Source organism: Nonomuraea zeae (genome assembly GCF_005889725.1).
GTDB lineage: Bacteria > Actinomycetota > Actinomycetes > Streptosporangiales > Streptosporangiaceae > Nonomuraea > Nonomuraea zeae.
In genome coordinates, this window is the sequence record NZ_VCKX01000028.1 from 23,662 (window position 1) to 42,803 (window position 19,142).

Below are 19,142 nucleotides of genomic sequence, written 5' to 3' on the forward strand. Positions count from 1 at the left end.
TGCTGCAGGTTATCAAGTCCGGGGCGTCGCGATCTCGCGCGATACGATCAGGCGGTGAACGGCATAGACTCCCGGCTCCACCTGGAGCTGGGCGCCAAGCTGGCCGACGCGTTGCGGGTCCAGCCCGTCAGCCGGCCCTGGACGACGACCACGACGTGGGACAACGGCTTCCACACCGTCACCACCGCCAGGGCGCACCGGATGGACGCCGACGAGACCGCGGAGTTCGGGGCGGGCGACACCGCGCCGACCGCGTACGAGCACGTGCTGGCCGCCCTGGGCTCCTGCATCGCCGCGGGGATGGTCCTGCAGGCGACGCTGCGGGGCATCGCGCTGCGCCACCTCAGCGTCGAGGTGACGGGCGGCTTCGACAACCTGCTGCAGCCCGGCGACCCGGCCGCGCCGGACACCGCCGGCTACATGGCGCTGCAGGTCGTCGGCTGGGTCAGCGCCGAGGCCGACGACGAGGCCGTCCGCGACCTGTGGGACCGCGTCGTCAGCGGCTCGCCGGTGGCCAACACGATCCGCCGCCCGACGCCGGTGGTCGCCAGCCTGCGCATCATCGGCCCCGAGGAGGCGCGAGGTCACTCGACGAGCTGACGCCGGCCGCGCCGCCTGATCCCCACGACGACGATCACGGCCAGCGTCGCCAGGTACGGCGCCGCGTCCGACAGCTGCACCGGGAACCCGTACGTCTGCAGCCGGATCCCGACCGCGTCGGCCAGCGCGAACACCGCCAGCACGCCGACGAGCGGCCCCACCCTGCCGTTGGTGAGCAGCAGCGCGAGCACGACCACCCAGCCGCGCCCGGCCGACATGTTCTCCGTGAACAGCGCCACGGAGCCGAGCGAGAGCTGCGCCCCCGCCCATCCGCCCAGCACGCCGGCGAACGTGATCACCACGAACCGGTAGCGCCGCGGATCGACGCCCAGCGATTCGGCGGCGCCCGGGTCGAGCCCCACGCCGCGCAGCCGCAGCCCCCACACCGTCCGGTCGAGGAAGACCCGCATGGCGGGCAGCCCCGCGAGCGCGAGCACGCCGAGCAGGCTCAGCGTCCCCAGCGCCGGCCCGACGACCGGCAGCTCCGAGGCGGCCGCGGCCACCTGCGGCAGGGGCCTGATCTGCGGTGTCTGAAAGGTCCCGCGCACCTCGAACACGGCCCACAGCAGGTACGTGGTCAGCCCCGACACCAGCAGGTTGACCGCGATGCCGAGCACCATGGGGTCACCGCGCCGCCAGATCACGCCGATCGCGAACGCCGCGGCGATCACGGCCCCGCTCAGCCCCGCCGCCACCACCCCCAGGTACGCCTGCCCGGTGAGCGCGCTCCCGGCCACGGCGGCGAAGGCGCCCGCCAGCATGAAGCCTTCGAGCGCGATGTTGAACACGCCGACCCGATGGCACAGCAGGCCGCTCAGGCCCAGCAGGAGCAGGGGAGTGAGCGCGCGGGTCAGCGACGCCAGGGTGCCTTCGGACAGCAGCGCGGCAAGGGCGTTCACCGGGTCCTCCAGGCGCGGGTGAGACGCAGGGTCACCAGGAAGATCACCAGGGCCTGAATGATGATCGACAGGTAGGACGACAGGCCGTACTCGCGTTCCATCGCCTGACCGCCCACGATCAGCGCGCTGAAGAAGAAGCCCGCGACCACGGCGCCCCACGGCCGGCTGCGGCCCAGCAGCACGACGAGCAGGGCCGTGACGGCGTACCCGGTCCCGTCGAGCCCGCCGTCGATGAAGCGGTAGTGGCTGCTGAGGACGACGAGCGCCCCCACGACGCCGGCGATGGCGCCGCCGATGAGCATGTGGACGCGGACGACCCTGGCCACGTTCACCCCGGTGTGCCGGGCGAGCCGGGGGTTGAGCCCGAGCACGTGAGCCTCGAGGCCGATGGGCAGCCGGGTGTTGACGAAGATGGTGAACGCCAGGATGGCCGCCACCACCGGCAGCGACCAGCTCAGCCCGGAGGTGACGAGGGTCAGGGTGCTGTCCGGGCCGAAGAGGTCCGCGATCGCCCGCCCCGGCCCCGAGCCGGGGGCGGCGAGCGGCCCGATCCGGCGGCTGCCGTCGATGCGCCGCGTGGCCATCAGCGAGCTGTCCGGGTCCTTCAGCCAGGCCTTGACCGCGTAGGAGGTCATGGCGATGGCGGGATAGTTCAGCAGGAGGCTGGTCACGAAGATCGGCGCGTCGAGGTGCTCCTGGAGCAGCGGGGGGATGGCCGCCCACAGCGCGGCGGCCAGGGCGGCCACCGCCAGGGAGGCGGCGATGACGACGAGCCCCGGACCCGGCAGGGTGAGCGCCGTGATCGCGCCGGCGCAGCCGCCGATCACGAACTGGCCCTCGCCGCCCAGGTTGAACACGCCCGCGCGGAAGGAGAAGCACAGCGCCAGGGTCAAGCCGACGACGGGGACCGTCTGCTGCAGCGTGGACACCAGACCCGCCCCGGTCAGGGAGCCGGCCGCCATGGTGGCGTACACGCTGACGGGGTCGTATCCGGTGGCCAGCAGCAGGACGGCGACGATCACCACGGTCAGCGTCACCGCCACGACCGTGCCCTCGCTCAGCACGGCGCGCGCCCAGCGCGTCACGACGGCGCCTCCTGGGGGTCGGCGGCCCGCCCGGCCATGAGCAGGCCGAGGTCGGCGTCGCTGACCGTGTCCGCCGCCACGTCGGCCATGACGCGCCCCTCGAACATGACGATGACCCGGTCGCACAGGTTGCGGATCTCGGACAGCTCGCTGGAGACGAGCAGGATGGCCCCGCCGCGCCGCCGGTAGGCGTCGAGCTCGCCGTGGATGGCCTCGATCGAGCCGATGTCGACGCCGCGGGTCGGCTGCTCGGCCAGCAGGAACGCGGTGTGGCGGCCCAGCTCGCGGGCCACCACGAGCTTCTGCGCGTTCCCGCCGGAGAGCGTGCCCACCCGCGTGCCGGGTGCGGCGATCTTCACGCCGAACCGGGCGATCAGCCGCTCCGCGTGCGCCCGCATCGCCCGGGGCCGCAGGATCCCCGAGCGCAGCAGCGGCGGCGCCCGGTGGTGGCCGAGGCCGAGGTTGACGACCGCGTCGCCCTGCGCGGCGGTCCCCGACCGGTCGCGGTCCTCGGGAATGTGGGCGAGCCCGGCGGCGCGACGCCGCGCGTTGGCCGCCCGGGTGACGTCGTGCCCGAGGAGCGTGACCGTGCCGCCCGCCACGGGGATGTGCCCGGCCAGCGCCCCGGCCAGCACGTCCTGCCCGTTGCCCGCCACGCCGGCGACGCCCACCATCTCCCCGGCGTGGACCTGGAGCGAGACGCCGCCGAGCAGCGTCCTGTCGCGCGCCCCCACCCGCAGGCGGTCCACGTCCAGCACGACGGGGCCGCGCTCCCCGGCCGCGCGGCGCTCTCCGAGCTCGATCTCCCGCCCGGTCATCTGCGCGGAGATCTCCCGGGGCGAGGTCCGCCCGACGTCGTGCGTGGCGACCACGCGCCCGTCCCGCAGCACGGTGACCCGGTCGGCGACCGCCAGCACCTCGTCCAGTTTGTGCGAGATGAAGATGACGGACCTGCCGGCCGCGGCCAGCGACCGCAGCACCGCGAACAGCGCCTCGGCCTCCTGCGGGGTGAGCACCGCGGTGGGCTCGTCCAGGATGAGCACCTCGGCCTTCCGGTAGAGGGCCTTGACGATCTCGACGCGCTGGAGCACGCCGACCGGCAGCTCGCCGACGCGGGTATGGAGCGGCAGATCGAAGCCGAACGCCCGGGAGATCTCCCCGACCTCCCGCGCGGCCCTCGCGCGGTCGAGGAACCAGCCGCGCCGGGGCTCGGCGCCGAAGACCACGTTCTCGACGACGGTGTGCTCCCCGAAGAGCTTGAACGACTGGAACACCATGCCGAGGCCGGCGCGGATGGCGTCCTGCGACGAGGCGAACGACCGCTCCCGGCCGTCGAGCAGGATGCGGCCGGAGTCCGGCCGGACGAGCCCGTACAGGATGGACATCAGCGTCGACTTGCCCGCGCCGTTCTCACCGATGAGCGCGTGCACCTCCCCGGCCGGCACGGTCAGCGAGATCCCGTCGTTGGCGAGCACGCCGGGGAAGCTCTTGGTGATGTCCCGCAGCTCGAGGTGGACCATCCCGGCTCAGCCGGCCTTCACCGGGTCGGGCACCACGATCTCACCGCTGACGATCTTGTCGCGGGCCTCGCGGACCCGCGCGAGGATCTCCGGGTGCTTCATGATCGCGCACTGGCTGCCGGCCGCGTCCTCGGTGAGGCTGGTCACGGTTGAGCCCTGCTCGGCCAGCCCGTACGCGGTGCTCGTCCCGCCCGGCCGGCCCTGGACGATGCTCGTGAGCAGATCCTTGACCACGACGTCGATGCGTTTGATCGCGTTGTCCACGATGCTGCCGGGAGCCTGCGGGCACTGGTTGACGTCCACTCCGTACGCGAGCGCGCCGGTCTCCTTCGCCGCCTCGAACACCCCGCCGTTGCCGCCGCCGGTCACGGCGAAGACCTGGTCGGCGCCCGCCTGGGCGACGGTGAGCGCAAGCTCCTTGGCGCGGGCCGGGTCGCCGACGGGGTTGTCGCCGCCGACGAAGAGCTGCCGGTCGGAGACCTTCGGGTTGACGCTCCTGGCGCCGAGCGCGAACGAGTTCGACCAGCGGTGGAAGAACGGGATGTCGATCGCCGCCACCGTCCCGACACGGTCGCTCCTGGTGAGCAGCCCGGCCTCCACGCCGAGCAGGTAGGAGGCCTCGTACTCCTTGAAGACCCCGCAGCGCAGGTTCGCCGGGACCGTCCCGTCGGGGCAGGAGTCGATCAGCACGAACTGCTGGTCCGGATGCGCCTCGGCGTACTCGACCGACAGGTCGTCGAACTCGAACGTGATCAGCACGATCGCCTTGGGCCGGGCCGCGACGGCGGCCTCGATGTTGGAGCGGCGGGACTGGTCGGTGTCGTTGCTCTCGAACGTCCTGGAGGTGCCGCCGAGGGCCGCGGCCGCGTCCCGGGTGCCGGTCCTGCCCAGCTCCAGGAACTGGTTCACGCCGATGGGCGCGTCGGTGATGTAGACGAACTCCGGGCCGCCCGCGCCCTTCGCCGGCGTGGAGGCCCCGCCGCAGCCGCTGAGCGCCAGCGCCAGGACGACGGCTGCCCCGAACCTGCCGTTCTTCATGGTGTTCCCTTGTCGCGTGAGTTCAGGAAGCCACCGGGGAGGGTTCCGTTGACGGCGTACTCGCCGATCAGGGTGGCCTTGTAGATCGCCGGATTGTGCGAGGAGACCGTGCGGGCGTTGCGCCAGTGCCGGTCCAGGTTGAGCGAGCTCTTGACGGCCGAGGCGCTGGCGGCGTCGAAGAAGATCCAGGAGGCCTCGCCCGCGAGCCTCGTGTTGAGCACCTGCGCCGAGGCGGAGCGGACGACGGCCTCCTCCAGCGCGGCGGGGTCGCGCCCGTCGGCGTCCGCCCAGCCGCCGAGGCTCTCGGCCACCGACAGCACGGCGGCCCGGGCGGCGAACGCGTGACTGTGCACCTGCCCGACCACTTCGAGCACCTGCGGGTCCGTCCGCGGTGACGGGACCGAGGCCAGGGGATAGCTGCGCGTACGCCCCCGCACCAGCGCGGACAGGTCGTCGGCCAGCCGCCGGATGATGCCCGCCTGGGTGGCCGAGTGCACGAACTGGTAGAAGGCGTCCATGTAGTCGTTCAGCCCGGCGTTCTCGTGCGGGAACAGCAGGTCCCGCTCCACGGGCACCCCCTTGAACCGCGCCGTCCCGCTGGCGGTCAGCCGCTGCCCGAAGCCGTCCCAGTCGTCGGCGATCTCGACGCCCGGCGCGCTCCTGGCGACGACCGCCGAGGCGAAGCCGCCCCGGTAGGGGACGAGCACGCTGAGCCGGTCGGCGAACAGGCTGCCGGTGGTGTAGTACTTCTCGCCGTGCAGGAGGAGGGAGTCCCCCTCCTCCTCCAGGTAGGTGGACATCGCCCGCAGGTCCGAGCCGGACCGCTCGGTCCCCGCCGGCCCGAAGAACTCACCCGCCGCGGCCGCCCGCAGCAGCCGGTCCCGCCCCGCGCCGGCGGGCCGCTGCCGGAGCTGCTCGACCAGCCCGAGGTGGCCGCGCAGGATCTGGCTCAGGTTGGAGTCGGCCGCGGCGAGGTCGATGAGGAGCCCGGCCAGCGCGCCGACGGAAAGCCCGCGCCCGCCGTGTTCCACCGGCACGCGCACCGCGCCGGCGCCCGCCGAGATCAGCTGCCGCAGCTCCTGCTCGGGCAGCTCGCGCTCATGGTCCCGCCGCGCCGCGCCGTCGTAGACGCCGCGGATCACCGCTCTGATCGGGTCGAGGTTCGAGGTCACAGCCACGGCGGCGATCCCTCAGTTGAGCGGGTTGCGCGGCGGGCGGACATCGTTGAGCAGGAAGTTCCCAAGGTGGTACTCCTTCCAGCGGACCGGGTCGTGCAGCGTGTGCGTCCTGGCGTTGCGCCAGTGCCGGTCGAGCCCGAACGCCGCGTCGGTGGCACGGGTGCCGGCGAGCTCGAAGACGTCGCTGGCGGTCTGCACGGCCACCTGGGCGGCCTGCGACTTCACGGCCGCCACGTGCGCGGACAGCAGCGCCGTGTTGTCGTCGTCCGGACCGACGGCGACCACCTCGTCGAGGAGCTGGGCCGCCCGGCCGAGCGCGAGTTCGGCGACGATCACGCGGCCGGCGATCTGGCCGAACCTGACGAGCACGCTCTGCTCGTCGGTGACGCGTTCGACGTCGGATTCGAACCACGGGCGGCTGTGCGTACGGACGAAGCCGGCCCCGGCCTCCAGCGCCGCGCGGGCGATGCCGACGTCGATCGCGATGTGGATGAGCTGGTCGAAGGCGCCCCCGACGGTCGGGCCCGTGAAGGCCAGGTAGAGCGGCACCACGTGGTCGGCGCCCACGCGCACGTCATTGAGCACGGCGCCGCCGCTGACCGTGGCGCGCTGGCCGAAGGACGTCCAGTCGGCGGAGAGCTCCAGGCCCTTGGCGTCGCGGGGGACGAAGACCGTGACGAGACGGCCCTGCTCGTCCTTGGCCAGCACGGACACCCACGCGGCGCTGAGCGCTCCGGTCGCGTAGTACTTGCGCCCGTTCACCACGACCTCGTCGCCGTCGGCGACCACGGTCGTCTGCGGATCCCAGGCATGCTTGGTGCCCCGCTCGGAGGTGGCGTTCCCGACCAGGCCGCCGGCCAGGACGTCGGGCAGCACGCGCTCACGCAGCCCGGGGGTGGCCAGCCCGGTGACCGCGCCGAGCAGGACGAAGTGGGGGAGCAGGGTCTGCGCCACGGAGGAGTCCGCGACCGCGAGGATCCTGACGATCTCGATGAGGTCGGCGGCCGGCAGCCCGGCCCCTCCGAGGTCGCGCGGGATCGAGACGCCCAGCAGGCCGGCTCCGGCGACGAGGGCCAGCGCCTCGGCCGGCGGCTCGGCCGCCGTGTCCCGGTCGGCGGCGCCGGCCGCCAGCTCGGGGGCGATCCGGCGGGCGGCCTCCAGGGCCTCCTCCGCCGTGGTGATCACCGGTGTCGGATGTGTGTTCGGATTCCCCACGCCGTCCTCCTGATCTAAAGTACAGCTTTAGAGAATCCGGTTATAAGGATTGATTTGCAAGCTATACTTTTGGAGAACGGATGAGAGAAGAGCGCAGAACGGTGCGCGACCTGCTCGAGCGACGCTTCGGCGTGGCGGGACACGACGGCGGCACTCCCGGCACCGAAGTGGTGGAGCTGCTGCTGCGCCACCGCACCGTCAGGACCTTCCTGCCGCAGCCCGTCGAGGAGGAGGTCCTGCGGCTCATCGTGGCCGCCGCGCAGTCGGCGTCCACCTCCGCGAACTTCCAGTTCACCAGCGTCGTCAGCGTCAGGGACCCGGCCAGGCGGGACCGGCTGGCCGTCTACGCGGGGGACCAGCAGCTCGTCCGCGACGCGGGCGCGTTCCTGGTGTGGGTCGCCGACTGGTCGCGGTCGGTGTCGATCGCGCGGGCGCACGGCCTCCCGACCGGGGGCGCCGACTACCTGGACAGCACGGTCTCGAGCATCGTGGACGTGGCCCTCGCGGCGCAGAACGCCGCCGTCGCCGCGGAGTCCCTCGGCTACGGGATCACCTTCGTCGGGGCGCTGCGCAACCGCGTGGACGAGGTGTGCGCCGAGCTCGAACTGCCCGAATGGACGTTCCCGCTCTTCGGCCTGGCCATCGGCGTGCCCGCGCCGGACGACCCGGCCGACGTCAAGCCGCGCCTCGGCCAGGACGTCGTCCTGCACCAGGAGACCTACACGCCGCCGGACCCCGGCGCGATCGCCGACTACCGCCGGCGGATCGGGCGCTACTACACCGAGCAGGAGAAGCCCGCCGACTGGGTACAGGACCGCCTCGCCTGGCGGATCGCCGACAAGGGCGGGCTGGACGGGCGGCACACCATCCGCGACTCGTTCCATCGGCAGGGCTTCCCTCTCAAGTGATCCGGCGCCCCGGCCAGGTCAGTGGGTGGCGAGGATCTTCTCCAGCAGGTGGGGGCCGCGTTCGGCGCCTTCGCGGTCGCGTTTGGCGACCTCCTCCCTGACGATGGGGATGACGTGGCGGCCGAAGTCGATGGCGTCGCCGGTCAGGTCGTAGCCGCGGGCGGAGAGGATGTCCACGCCCAGGTCGTAGTAGTCGAGGAGGGCTTGGGCGACGGTTTCCGGGGTGCCGACGAGGGCGTTGGAGTTGCCCTCGCCGCCGGTGGCCGCGGAGGTGGGGGTCCACAGTGCCCGGTCGTAGCGTTCGCCTTTGGCGGCGATGCTGATGAGGCGCTGGGCGCCGGTGTTCTCCGGGCCGTCGGGGTGGTGGCCGCGTGGCGCCTGCCGGCCCTGGGCGCGGCGCCGGCGGATGGCTTCGACCGTACGGTGGGCCTTCTCCCAGGCGAGGGTCTCGGTGGGGGCGATGATGGGGCGGAAGGCCGCCTGGATGCGGGGCCGGTCGGTGCGTCCGGCCGCGCGGGCGGCTGCCCAGACGGATTCGATCTGCTGGGCGGTGTCGGTCAGGGGTTCGCCCCACAGGCAGTAGACGTCGGCTTCGGCGCCTCCGGCGCCGTAGGCGGCCGGGGAGGAGCCGCCGAAGGAGATGCCGGGGTGCGGCTTCTGCACGGGGAAGACGTCGCTGATGTAGTCGTGGAACTGGTAGTGCTCGCCTTCGTGGTCGAAGGGCTCGGTGCGGGTCCAGACCTTCTTCACGATCTGGATGTACTCGCGGGTGCGGGCGTAGCGCTGGTCCTTGGTGAGGGTGTCGCCTTCGCGGCGTTGCTCGTGGTCGTTGCCGCCGGTGATGAAGTGGATGGTGAGCCTGCCGTCGCTGATGTGGTCGAGGGTGGCGAAGGATCGTGCGGCGTAGGTGGGGTAGGAGACATTGGGGCGGTGGGCGAGCAGGATGTGCAGCCGGTCGACCTTGGCGGCCAGCCAGCCTGCGGCCGGGTCCGGTACGGGAGTGTCGGAGCCGTAGGCGAACAGGACGCGGTCCCAGCCGTGGTCCTCGTGGGCTCGGGCGAGCTTGAGCGTGTAGTCCTTGTCGAAGGACAGGCCGGAGCGTGCGGTGGTCTCCGAGGCGTTGTTGGTGTAGGCGATGCCGAGAAACTCCACGGGCATGACGGATGCTCCCTTTCAGCGACGGGACTGGAGAAGGCGGGCGTGCGCGGCCGCGAGCACTCCGCCGGCCTCGGCCGTGCTGATGAGCACGGCCATGTTCGCCTGCGAGGTCCGCCCGCCGGTGACCTCGTCCACGGCCCGCATGAGATATTTGGTGATCGCGTTGCCCGTGACGCCGTCCCGCTCGGCGGCGGCCATGGCCTGCCGTACGGCGGACTCGGCGAGCCCGGAGTCCACGGCGTCCTCCGGGCGGGGCGGGGTGGTGATGACGACGGCGCTGTCGTTCCCCAGCCCCCAGTGGTTCTCGACGACGCGGGCGACGACCTCGGGATCGTCGATCCGGTGCGGGCTGCGCAGCCCGCTCGACGCGCAGTAGAAGGCCGGGAAGTCGTCCGACCGGTACGCCACCAGCGGCACGCCTTGGGTCTCCAGATACTCCAGGGTCAGGCCCAGGTCGAGGATGTTCTTCGCGCCCGCGCAGACGACCGCCACCCTGGAGCGGGTGAACTGGATGAGGTCGGCGGAGACGTCCATCGTCGTCGCCGCGCCCCGGTGCACGCCGCCGATGCCCGCGGAGGCGAAGAACGGGATGCCCGCCAGCCCGGCGGCGACGAGGGAGGAGGCGACGGTGGTGGCGCCCGGCCCGCCCCGCGCCAGCGCCACGGGCAGGTCCCTGTTGCCGACCTTGGGGATTCCGGGAGCCGAGGCGAAGCGCTCGATGTCGGTCTCGCCCATGCCGATGAGCAGCCGGCCGCCGTCCACCCCGATCGTCGCGGGCACCGCCCCGCCGGCCCGGACCGCCGACTCCACCTTGTACGCGGTGGCGGCGTTGTCCGGGTACGGCAGGCCGTGGGTGATGACGTTCGACTCCAGGGCCACCACCGCCCGCCCATCGGCCAGCGCCTCGGCGACCTCCTCGGCGACGACCAGGGGAACGCCGCTCAACTCTCGTACTCCGGAGCCTTGATGAGCCGGTCGGAGCGGCCGGCGATGTGCGGCCCGTACACCGACTCGGCCCAGTCGACCGGCTCCACCGGTTCGAGCGCGATCGACACGGCGCCCGCGTAGGTGCCGAACTGCTCCACGACGATGGCGGTGAGCGAGTCGGCCAGCCGCTGCTTCTGCCCGGGCGTGAGGTCGAGGGGGAAATGCTGGATGGTGACGTGCGGCATCAGGACTCCTTCATGGCCGTGTGGATGGCGCGGGCCAGCTCGGCGACGCCCTGCTCCTTGAGCGCGCCGTAGTGGTCCGCTTCGAGATGGGTCACGGTGGCGGGGACGGTCTCGGCGAACGAGTCGTCGTCGCCGGCGGCCTTGATGACGGTCACGGGCGCGCTCAGCTCCCCGGCCCGGTAGGCGAACCCGTAGGTCACCCCCACGAGGCGGGCGATCCGGCGCACCAGCGGCTCGTCCAGCTCGGGCAGCAGGCCGCGCACGTGAGCCACGAACGAGTCCTCGTCCCGCACCCGCTCCGGCTCCGGTCCCGCGGCCGTCCCGGTGAAGACGGACAGCAGGATCGTCAGGAACTCCGGGTTCGCGTACGACGCCTCGCGGGCGTGGCGGGCGACGTGGACCTCCGGGTTGCCGGGGCAGATCAGGATGAGCCGGTCCACCCGCTCCCCGGCCTCCTCGAGCTGCCTGGCCGCCTCGAAGGCGACCCGGGCGCCGAAGGAGTAGCCCCACAAGGTGTACGGCCCGGCCGGCTGGACGCGCCGGATCTCGGCCAGGTCCGCGGCGGCCATCTCCTGGATGCTCGGGTAGGGCACCTCGCCGGGGTTGAGCCCGTACGCCTGGACACCGTAGAACGGCCGGTCGTGACCGGCCTGGCGGGCGAGCCGGCGCAGGTTCATCGGATAGCCGCCCAGCCCCGGCCAGCAGAACACCGGCCGGCCCCGCGTGCCGCGCCCCAGGGACACCAGCCGCGTGGCCGGCTCGGCCCGCCCGCCGTCGATGAGCGCCGCCAGGTCCGTCAGCCGCGGCGAGTCGAACAGCGCCTGGAACGGCAGCCGGGTGCCGAACTCCCGGTTGATCCGGTTGACCAGTGCCACCGCGCTCAGCGAGTCGCCCCCGCAGGCGAAGAACTCGTCCGTCGCCGACACGTTCTCGTACTTCAGGGTCGCGCCCCACACCTCGGCGAGCCACCGCTCGGTACGGGTCGCGGGCGGCGCGTACGGGATCACCGGCCGCACCCCGGCCAGCGATCTCAGGGCGGCGGCGTCCACCTTGCCGTTGGCCGTGAGCGGCAGGGCGTCCACGACCAGGACCCGGTTGGGCAGCATGTAGGCGGGCAGCAGCCGGGCGAGCTCGTCCTTGATCAGCTCCGCCGGCCCCTTCATGTGGACGGCGTCCTCCCGCATGTCCTCGCCCCGGATCTGCTCGGCGCTGACGCCGCCGCCGAGGGCGAAGTACATCGCCTCGGGCGCGGGCTGCCCGGCGCCGGACAGGATGGCCTCCACCCGGCGCGCGGCGGGCGTCGGATGGCCGCTCTTCGAGCTGTAGCCCGACGACATGAGACCGATGCCCAGACCGTTGCGCTGCAGGTGGTGCAGCCTGGCGCCGAGCACCACGTACGCCAGCCAGGGCCGGACCTCCCGGCTTACCATGGTGAGGCCGAAGGCCGCCCGGTCGTAGACCTGCTGGTTGATGGCGACGACGTGCCGGCGCTGGACGAGGTCGTGCGAGATCCGCTCCAGGCCGCCGTCGCGGTAGCGGTACTGGCCCGCCCGCAGGTCCGTCACGCGGCCGGGATGCGCCTGCACGTACAGCTCGACGGGGTCCGGGGACGGCGCGGCGTCGTGCGGGCGGATCTCGAAGGTGCCCACATAGTGGTCGTCCGGGGCGAGGCCGAGCCGCTCGCGCACGGAGGAGATCCGGTCCACCGGGCGGATGCCGAGGCCGTGCCCGGGGAGCACGTCCTCGAAGACGCCGACCATGTGGCCGGCCTCGAACTCGAGCACCTCGTGGACGTTCTCCTGGTACACCGGCTGGATCGCCTCCCGCCGGCCGGCCAGGTGCACCAGCAGGCGCGGTCCTTTGGGCAGGCCGGCCGGGCCGAGGTGGATCAGGGCGTGGTCGGCCGGATGGTAGTAGTACACGCCGGGGGAGAGGCCGGCCACGCCGCTGGTCTCCAGGTAGAGCTGGGTGGCGTAGAGCGCGCCGGGGGAGGCGTAGGCGTACTTGGGCAGCAGCCGTTCGTCGCTGCGGAACTGGCCGAACCAGCGCAGGATCTCCCCGAGCCGGGCGGGGCCGAGGTCGTCGAGATGCCGGCTGAGCGCGGTGACGGGCCTGGGGGCGAGCAGCTCCAGCAGGTCCGCGCGAGTGACCGGCCCGCCCTCGTAGAACCGGTAGGTCTTGCGGGCGAAGGCCGCCCGCCGCTGCGCCGCGGACTCGTGCCGTCCTCGCAGGGGCACCACCCGCCGCCCGGCCAGGTCCTCCGCCGGGCGCAGCCCGGCGTCGGCGAGCTGCGCCCGCACCTGGAGCCGGTCGGCCTTGGAGCGGTGGTGGGCCGAGCGGCGGCCCTGGTCCATCAGCGCCGCTTCCCTGGGGTCCAGCTCGGCGCACACCACCAGGTGCGGGGATCGCGTCCGGTCGTCGGGGACGACGACGGCCGCCGCCCGCCGTACCCAGGCGTGCCGCTCGACGGCCAGCGCCACCTCGTTCAGCTCGATCCGGTGGCCGCGTAATTTGATCTGGTCGTCCGCGCGGCCGGCGAACTGGAGGGTGCCGTCCGGGTTCCAGTACGCCAGGTCGCCGGTGCGGTAGAGCCGCTGGGTCGGGACGAACGGCGAGGGGACGAACCGCTCGCGCGACTGCTCCGGCCGGTTCAGGTAGCCGCGGGCGAGCTGCACGCCTCCGATGTACAGCTCGCCGGTCTCCCCGATGTCCACCGGGGCCAGGCTCTCGTCGAGGACGAAGCAGTGGGTGTTGTCCACCGGCACGCCGATCGGGAGCGTTCCACCGCCGTCGCCGACGCTCCAGGGCTCGACCACGTGGGCGGTCGCGTTGATGGTGCACTCGGTGGGGCCGTACAGGTTGATCAGCGACGCGCCGGGCAGCGCGGCGAAGAAGGCCCGTGCCAGCCGCCGGCTGAGCGCCTCGCCGCCGGAGAAGACCCGGGTCAGCGCGGTGCATCGGGCCAGGCCGCCGGTCTCGACCAGCGCCTCCAGCAGCGTCGGTACGCACTGCAGCGTGGTGACCTCGTGCGCCGTCATGGTGTCGATGAGCGCCTGCGGGTCGCGGTGCGCGCCCGGCGGGGCCGTCACGATCCGGCCGCCGAACGCGGGGGCCAGGATCTCCCACTGGGCGGCGTCGAAGCTCGCGGGCGTCTTCTGGAGCACGGTGGTGTGCGGGCCGACGTGGCCGCACGTGTGCATCCAGCGCATCTGGGACGCGATGCTGTGATGTTCGATCAGCACGCCCTTGGGCCGGCCCGTGCTGCCGGAGGTGTAGATGACGTAGGCCAGCGAGCCGGGCCTCCAGGCGGGCCGGTCGGGTCGCCGGTCGGACCCGGCGGCGGCGACCTCGACGATCCGCGTCTCCGGCGGGGCGAGCAGGGCCAGATCCCCGGCGAGGTGGCCCTGTGTCACCACGACGGTGGCGCGGCTGTCCTCGATCATGAAACGCACCCGGTCCTCGGGGTACTCCGGTGACAGCGGCAGGTACGCGGCCCCCGCCATGAGGATTCCCCAGACGCCGGTCACCAGGTCGGCCGAGGACTCCGCGTACAGGCCGACGCAGTCGTCGGCGCCTACGGACAGGTCCTGGAGGCGGGCCGCCAGCCGGCCGGCGGCCGCCACCAGCTCGCGGTAGGTGAGGGTGCCTCCCGCGCCCGTGACGGCGACCGCGTCGGGCCTGCTCTCCGCCTGCTGGAGCAGGAGGTCGGGCAGGCTGGCCCCCACGCCGACGGGCACGCGGAGCCCGTCGGGCCGGGCGGGCCTGGCGGGTCTGGCGGGCCCGCCGGGTCTGGCGGATCTCGCGGGTCTGGCTGAAGGAATGGTGATCATCGTGCCCCCGAGTCGGTGGTGCCGAAATAGCGGTCGCCGAAGTCGCCGATGCCGGGGACCATGAAGGCGTCGTCGTTCAGCCGTTCCTCGATCGAGGAGACGACGATCTTGACGTGCGGGTGCGCGTCGCTGACGGCCCGGATGCCCTCCGGCGCGGCGATGAAGTCGATCAGGACGATGTGCTCCTCGCGGACACCGGCCTTGAGCAGCACGTCGATGGCGGCGTTCGCGGAGCCGCCGGTGGCCAGCATGGGCTCCAGGAGCAGCACGTGGCCGCCGGCGATGTCGTGGGGAAGGTGCGAGTAGTACAGATGCGGGAGCTTGGTCTGCTTGTCCCGCTGGATGAGGATCTTGCCGATCCGGATGCCGGGATGGATGTCGCGTAACTCGGCCTCCATGCTCTCCCCCGCTCTGACCACGGCGACCGCGCAGACGTCCACGGCGTGCCGCAGGCCCCGGTAGGTGGCGCCCACCGGCGTGGTCACGTCGGACTCCGTGAACGGGAGCTGGTCGAGGCCGGCCTCCAGCAGGAGGCGGATGATGCGGCGGGAGTGGTGGACGAAGGCGTCGATGCCGGCGTGCCGGTCCCGTACGACCGTGTGCAGCGCGCGGAGCTGGCGGGTCTGAGGAAGGAGATGGACGTTCGGCTGAGAAGACATGGCGGGTCCTGTCACGCGGCGGGCGGCTCTTCGAAGGTGGGCGGAAGGTCCGGGGTGGCGGTGAACTGGGCGGCGGCGACCCGGTAGACGGCGCGGCGGCCGCTGCGCTCCCAGATCCGGCGCAGGACGTAGACGAGCTTGGGGTTGTGCTCCTCCTCTTCGAGCACGGCCCGGCCGACGATGGTGCGCCACTCCTGCTCCACCCCGCCGCCGCCGCCGCCGCCGTCGTCGTCGGCGGTGTCGTCGGCGGCGTCGGCGAAGAGCCGGTGCAGCGCGGCGAGCTTCGCGCGGCGGGGGAAGTCGCCGCCGGAGAAGACGGTTCCGAGCAGCCCGATCCAGAAGCAGCGCAGCGCGAACCGGTGCTGCTCCGCGGGCAGGCGCCGGGCGATCCGCTCCACCGCGTACAGCGAGGTGATCAGGTGGAGCAGCACGAAGTCGCCGGGATGCGACAGGTAGAGCAGGGTGACCGCGTAGTACAGCGGCTCCCACGCGTCGCCGTCGATCCAGGCGGGCGTGTCGTAGATGAGGGGATGGCCCTCGCTCAGCGTGCGGGCGATCCTGAACTGCAGCCCCGAGCGCAGCAGTTCGGGATGGATACGGCCGTCGTCCACGGGTGAGGTGTCGGCGAGGAGCCCCGCCACCCAGTGCGAGAGCTCGTCGCGCCGCTCCTCCCACGCGCCGGCCAGGCGCAGCAGGGAGTCCACGGGGGACGGGTCGGGCGTTCCCGGGCCGACCGCCCGCTCGGGATGGCACGTGGAGTAGGAGAAGGCCATGTACGCCAGGCCCTCGACGGCCATCCAGCGGTGGCCGGCGTCGAGCGCCCAGCCGAGGTGGATGGTGGCGTGGGTGAAGGACCCCGTCCAGCCGGGCAGCAGCACGGGCATGTAGCGGCGCAGGACCTCGTCGAGCCCGAGCTCCCGCTCGCGCTGGTCGAAGAAGCCGCAGTAGGACCAGAAACTCGTGCGCCGGCCCAGGTGCTCCCGCCAGTTCTCCTCCGTGATGCGGTGCCGGTCGGGCTTCGGCGGCTCCAGGCCGAACCCGTACGAGGTGAGCTTCGCGTACGCGTCGTAGTACGCCTTGACGTCCGCGGCCGGCACGCCCAGCCCGGCCAGCGCGACGACCGCGTGCTTGGCGTGGTTGGTGAGGTGGCCGTTGAACTCGATGTGGTACGTACGGTCGTCGAGGAGATCGTCGATCACTTGTTCTCGGTCGGGCACTTCGGGCTCTCCTTCGGTCGGAGACGGGCCTTCAGAGGGCGGACTCGACCCCGGGAGCACGAACGGCAGGCCGGGCCGGCACCGGCCGCCGGCCGCCGCGGACGCCGGGCGGGCCGGCCCTCCCGGGCGTGGGGAGCAGGTCCGTGCCGAGCCGGGCGACGACCTCGCCGAAGGAACCGGCGATCCAGGTGGGCTCGGCGGCGGACAGCTCCGCCAGGCCGTGGATTCCGTACGTGACGGCGATCGAGCGCATTCCGGCGGCCCGCGCCATGTGGATGTCGTGCACGGTGTCACCCACCATCACCGCCTGCTCCGCCGGGATGCCGAGCGTGCGGAGGACCAGGTGCCCGGACTCGGGATGGGGTTTGGGGTGGGTGACCTGGTCGGCGCCCACGACCACGGCGAAGTGCTCGCGCAGCCCGGCCGCCGTGAGCAGCGCGTCGGCGCTGGCGTGGAACTTGCTGGTCGCGACCGCGAGCGTGACCCCGAGATCGCGCAGCTCCGCCAGCCCGTCGGCGACGCCGGGGAAGAGCAGCTCGGGGGCGCGCGGCAGGATGATCTCCTTGAACAGGCGCTGGTAGTGCCGCACCCCGCCGGCCACCAGCTCGTGGTCCGCCGGCAGGCCGAGCAGGCCGCCGAAGGCTCGTTCGAGCGGAAGGCCGATCGTGGCTCGGATCGCGCCGGCGTCCGGCACGGCGACGCTCATCGCGCCGAACGCCGCGGTGAAGGTCTCCACGATGGCGCGGGGGCTGTCGACGAGGGTTCCGTCGAGGTCGAAGACGGTCGAATAGCGCATGACATGGGCCTGCCAGGGGTCATGAGGTATTGGGATCTTCAACGTAAGCGGGTATTTGCTGTAAATCAAGTGGGTTTTAGGGGTATTTTCTGTTGCCCCTGGTCAGAGTCGCCGTGAAGAGCTGGCCCCCGACGACGGGGGTGGTCGCGGGGGGGCGGAGCCGACGGCAGGGAGCCTGTGGAGCCGGCCGGGTGCCTGGATAGCTCGGCCGGGCGCCCGGGCAGCTCGGCCGGGCGCCCGGGCAGCTAGGCCGGGGCCGCTCAGTGACCGCCGGCCGTGGCGCGCTCCCTGGCCAGGCGCTCCTCGCCCGACAGCGTGTTGAGCGGCTTCTCCTTGATGAACAGCACCGCCACCAGCGCGAGCGCCGTGAGCGGGACGCCGATCAGGAACAGGTCCGCGGTGGCGGTCGCGTACACGTCCTGGATGATCCGGACGACGGGAGCGGGCAGCTTGGTGATGTCGGGCACGGCGTTGCTGTCGCCGCCCCCGCCGCCGGCGGCCATCGGGCCGAGCTTCTCCGCCATGAGGGTGGTGATCCGGTTGGCCAGCACCGCGCCCAGCGCGCTGACGCCGACCGCGCCTCCCATGCTGCGGAAGAAGGTCAGCATCGAGGTGGTGGCGCCCAGGTCGGCGGCGGGCACGTCGTTCTGGGCGGCGAGCATCAGGTTCTGCATGAGCATGCCGACGCCGATGCCGAGCACGGCCATGTAGACGCCGAGCAGCACCGTGCCGGTCTGGCCGTCGATGGTGCTGAGCAGGCCCATCCCGGCGAGCATGACGACGCCGCCGGCCACCAGGAAGCCCTTCCAGCGGCCCCACTTGGTGATGAGCTGGCCCGCCACGGTGGAGGAGATCAGCAGGCCGAACACCATCGGCAGGCTCATCAGGCCGGCGACCGTCGGCGACTTGCCGAGTGCCACCTGGAAGTACTGCGACAGGAAGACCGTGCCGCCGAACATGGCCACACCGACCAGCACGCTGGCCACGGTGGCCAGGGCGACGGTGCGGTTCCTGAAGATGGACAGGGGGATGATCGGCTCGGCCGCCCGCGACTCCACCCAGACGGCCAGCACGAGGATGAGCAGGCCGCCGCCGACGAGCGCGGCGGTCTGCCACGAGCCCCACGCGAACTGGTTGCCGGCCAGCGACGACCAGATCAGCAGGGTGGACACGCCCACCGTGATGAGCAGCGCGCCGAGGTAGTCGACCTTGACGTCCTTGCGTACCACCGGCAGGTTGAGCGTGCGCTGCAGCAGGACGATGGCCAGGATCGTGAACGGCACGCCGAGCAGGAAGCACCAGCGCCAGCCGAGCCAGGAGGTGTCCACGAGCACGCCGCCGATGAGCGGGCCCGCGACGGTGCCGACGCCGAACACCGCGCCGAAGATGCCGGCGTACCGGCCGAGCTCGCGCGGCGGGATCATGGCGGCCATCACGACCATGGCCAGCGCGGTCATGCCGCCGGCGCCGACGCCCTGGACGACGCGGCTGACGATGAGGATCTCCACGTTCGGCGTGAGGCCCGCGATCAGCGAGCCCACCACGAACAGTCCCAGCGAGAGCTGGATCAGCAGCTTCTTGTTGTACAGGTCGGCCATCTTGCCCCAGAGCGGCACCGTGGCCGTCATGGCCAGCAGCTCCGCGGTGACGATCCAGGTGTAGACGGTCTGCGTGCCGTGCAGCTCGGTGATGATGCGCGGCAGGGCGTTGGCCACGACGGTCGAGGCGAGAATGGACACGAACATGCCCACCATCAGCCCCGACAGAGCCTGCAGGACCTTTCTCCTGGACGTGGGCGCCGCGGCCTCGGGCTGCGCGCTGGCGGTTGTCATCTTTCCTCAATCTCTCAGGTGGGGACCGGCGCTGC

16 protein-coding genes are annotated in these 19,142 nt (G+C 72.4%); 2 read left to right on the forward strand and 14 right to left on the reverse strand.

Annotated elements, in window-relative coordinates:
- Positions 1 to 54: 54 nt before the first annotated feature.
- Positions 55 to 600, forward strand: coding sequence for an OsmC family protein (locus tag ETD85_RS12085; RefSeq protein ID WP_138689757.1), 546 nt, complete (start codon positions 55 to 57; stop codon positions 598 to 600).
- On the opposite strand, the gene ETD85_RS12090 is transcribed toward ETD85_RS12085, so the two are convergent.
- From ETD85_RS12090 to ETD85_RS12115, 6 genes are read right to left on the reverse strand one after another with little or no spacing between them, the layout of a single operon-like run.
- Positions 585 to 1,499: an ABC transporter permease gene (locus ETD85_RS12090; protein WP_206058261.1), complete on the reverse strand. Its 915-nt coding sequence runs from the start codon at positions 1,497 to 1,499 to the stop codon at positions 585 to 587. The two genes, ETD85_RS12085 and ETD85_RS12090, sit on opposite strands and share 16 nt — an antisense overlap.
- Entirely contained in the window at positions 1,496 to 2,584 is a 1,089-nt protein-coding gene (locus tag ETD85_RS12095; RefSeq protein ID WP_138689758.1) for an ABC transporter permease, read from the reverse strand. The genes ETD85_RS12090 and ETD85_RS12095 overlap by 4 nt, the downstream gene beginning before the upstream one ends.
- On the reverse strand, positions 2,581 to 4,104 hold the full coding sequence (locus tag ETD85_RS12100; protein ID WP_138689759.1) for an ABC transporter ATP-binding protein: 1,524 nt from the start codon (positions 4,102 to 4,104) through the stop codon (positions 2,581 to 2,583). Before ETD85_RS12100 ends, ETD85_RS12095 begins: the two co-directional genes overlap by 4 nt.
- A 6-nt stretch (positions 4,105 to 4,110) precedes the next feature.
- Positions 4,111 to 5,142 carry a BMP family ABC transporter substrate-binding protein gene (locus ETD85_RS12105; protein ID WP_138689760.1) on the reverse strand — a complete coding sequence of 344 codons (1,032 nt, stop codon included), beginning with the start codon at positions 5,140 to 5,142 and terminating at the stop codon, positions 4,111 to 4,113.
- Positions 5,139 to 6,320: an acyl-CoA dehydrogenase family protein gene (locus ETD85_RS12110; RefSeq protein WP_138689761.1), complete on the reverse strand. Its 1,182-nt coding sequence runs from the start codon at positions 6,318 to 6,320 to the stop codon at positions 5,139 to 5,141. Before ETD85_RS12110 ends, ETD85_RS12105 begins: the two co-directional genes overlap by 4 nt.
- A 12-nt stretch (positions 6,321 to 6,332) precedes the next feature.
- Entirely contained in the window at positions 6,333 to 7,535 is a 1,203-nt protein-coding gene (locus tag ETD85_RS12115; protein WP_138689762.1) for an acyl-CoA dehydrogenase family protein, read from the reverse strand.
- Between the two features lie 80 nt (positions 7,536 to 7,615).
- Between ETD85_RS12115 and ETD85_RS12120 the strand changes: the two genes are divergently transcribed.
- Positions 7,616 to 8,443 (forward strand): nitroreductase family protein, encoded by an 828-nt coding sequence (locus ETD85_RS12120; RefSeq protein WP_138689763.1) that lies wholly within the window; start codon positions 7,616 to 7,618, stop codon positions 8,441 to 8,443.
- A gap of 18 nt (positions 8,444 to 8,461) precedes the next feature.
- Here ETD85_RS12120 and ETD85_RS12125 read toward each other — a convergent pair whose 3' ends face one another.
- From ETD85_RS12125 to ETD85_RS12160, 8 genes are all read right to left on the reverse strand, one after another.
- The gene (locus ETD85_RS12125; RefSeq protein WP_138689764.1) at positions 8,462 to 9,601 is read right to left on the reverse strand and encodes an LLM class flavin-dependent oxidoreductase; all 1,140 of its coding nucleotides are present in this window, start codon (positions 9,599 to 9,601) and stop codon (positions 8,462 to 8,464) included.
- A 15-nt stretch (positions 9,602 to 9,616) separates the two neighbouring features.
- Positions 9,617 to 10,546 carry a pseudouridine-5'-phosphate glycosidase gene (locus ETD85_RS12130; protein ID WP_138689765.1) on the reverse strand — a complete coding sequence of 310 codons (930 nt, stop codon included), beginning with the start codon at positions 10,544 to 10,546 and terminating at the stop codon, positions 9,617 to 9,619.
- The gene (locus tag ETD85_RS12135) at positions 10,543 to 10,773 is read right to left on the reverse strand and encodes a tautomerase family protein (protein ID WP_138689766.1); all 231 of its coding nucleotides are present in this window, start codon (positions 10,771 to 10,773) and stop codon (positions 10,543 to 10,545) included. Before ETD85_RS12135 ends, ETD85_RS12130 begins: the two co-directional genes overlap by 4 nt.
- On the reverse strand, positions 10,773 to 14,510 hold the full coding sequence (locus tag ETD85_RS12140; RefSeq protein ID WP_206058262.1) for a non-ribosomal peptide synthetase family protein: 3,738 nt from the start codon (positions 14,508 to 14,510) through the stop codon (positions 10,773 to 10,775). Before ETD85_RS12140 ends, ETD85_RS12135 begins: the two co-directional genes overlap by 1 nt.
- 89 nt (positions 14,511 to 14,599) lie before the next feature.
- On the reverse strand, positions 14,600 to 15,262 hold the full coding sequence (gene upp, locus ETD85_RS12145) for a uracil phosphoribosyltransferase (protein ID WP_138689768.1): 663 nt from the start codon (positions 15,260 to 15,262) through the stop codon (positions 14,600 to 14,602).
- Between the two features lie 11 nt (positions 15,263 to 15,273).
- A complete protein-coding gene (locus ETD85_RS12150) occupies positions 15,274 to 16,479 on the reverse strand; it encodes a questin oxidase family protein (RefSeq protein ID WP_206058263.1) in 1,206 nt (401 codons plus the stop codon).
- 31 nt (positions 16,480 to 16,510) lie between these two features.
- Positions 16,511 to 17,275 carry an HAD family hydrolase gene (locus ETD85_RS12155; protein WP_138689769.1) on the reverse strand — a complete coding sequence of 255 codons (765 nt, stop codon included), beginning with the start codon at positions 17,273 to 17,275 and terminating at the stop codon, positions 16,511 to 16,513.
- A gap of 260 nt (positions 17,276 to 17,535) precedes the next feature.
- A complete protein-coding gene (locus ETD85_RS12160; protein WP_138689770.1) occupies positions 17,536 to 19,107 on the reverse strand; it encodes an MDR family MFS transporter in 1,572 nt (523 codons plus the stop codon).
- Between the last annotated feature and the right edge of the window lie 35 nt (positions 19,108 to 19,142).

Bases quoted from the DNA above. Each gene is read 5' to 3' on its own strand.
- ETD85_RS12100 (WP_138689759.1), bottom strand. From the start codon at position 4,104: ATGGTCCACCTCGAGCTGCGGGACATCACCAAGAGCTTCCCCGGCGTG.
- ETD85_RS12105 (WP_138689760.1), bottom strand. From the start codon at position 5,142: ATGAAGAACGGCAGGTTCGGGGCAGCCGTCGTCCTGGCGCTGGCGCTC.
- ETD85_RS12120 (WP_138689763.1), top strand. From the start codon at position 7,616: ATGAGAGAAGAGCGCAGAACGGTGCGCGACCTGCTCGAGCGACGCTTC.
- ETD85_RS12125 (WP_138689764.1), bottom strand. From the start codon at position 9,601: ATGCCCGTGGAGTTTCTCGGCATCGCCTACACCAACAACGCCTCGGAG.
- ETD85_RS12135 (WP_138689766.1), bottom strand. From the start codon at position 10,773: ATGCCGCACGTCACCATCCAGCATTTCCCCCTCGACCTCACGCCCGGG.
- upp (WP_138689768.1), bottom strand. From the start codon at position 15,262: ATGTCTTCTCAGCCGAACGTCCATCTCCTTCCTCAGACCCGCCAGCTC.
- ETD85_RS12155 (WP_138689769.1), bottom strand. From the start codon at position 17,275: ATGCGCTATTCGACCGTCTTCGACCTCGACGGAACCCTCGTCGACAGC.
- ETD85_RS12160 (WP_138689770.1), bottom strand. From the start codon at position 19,107: ATGACAACCGCCAGCGCGCAGCCCGAGGCCGCGGCGCCCACGTCCAGG.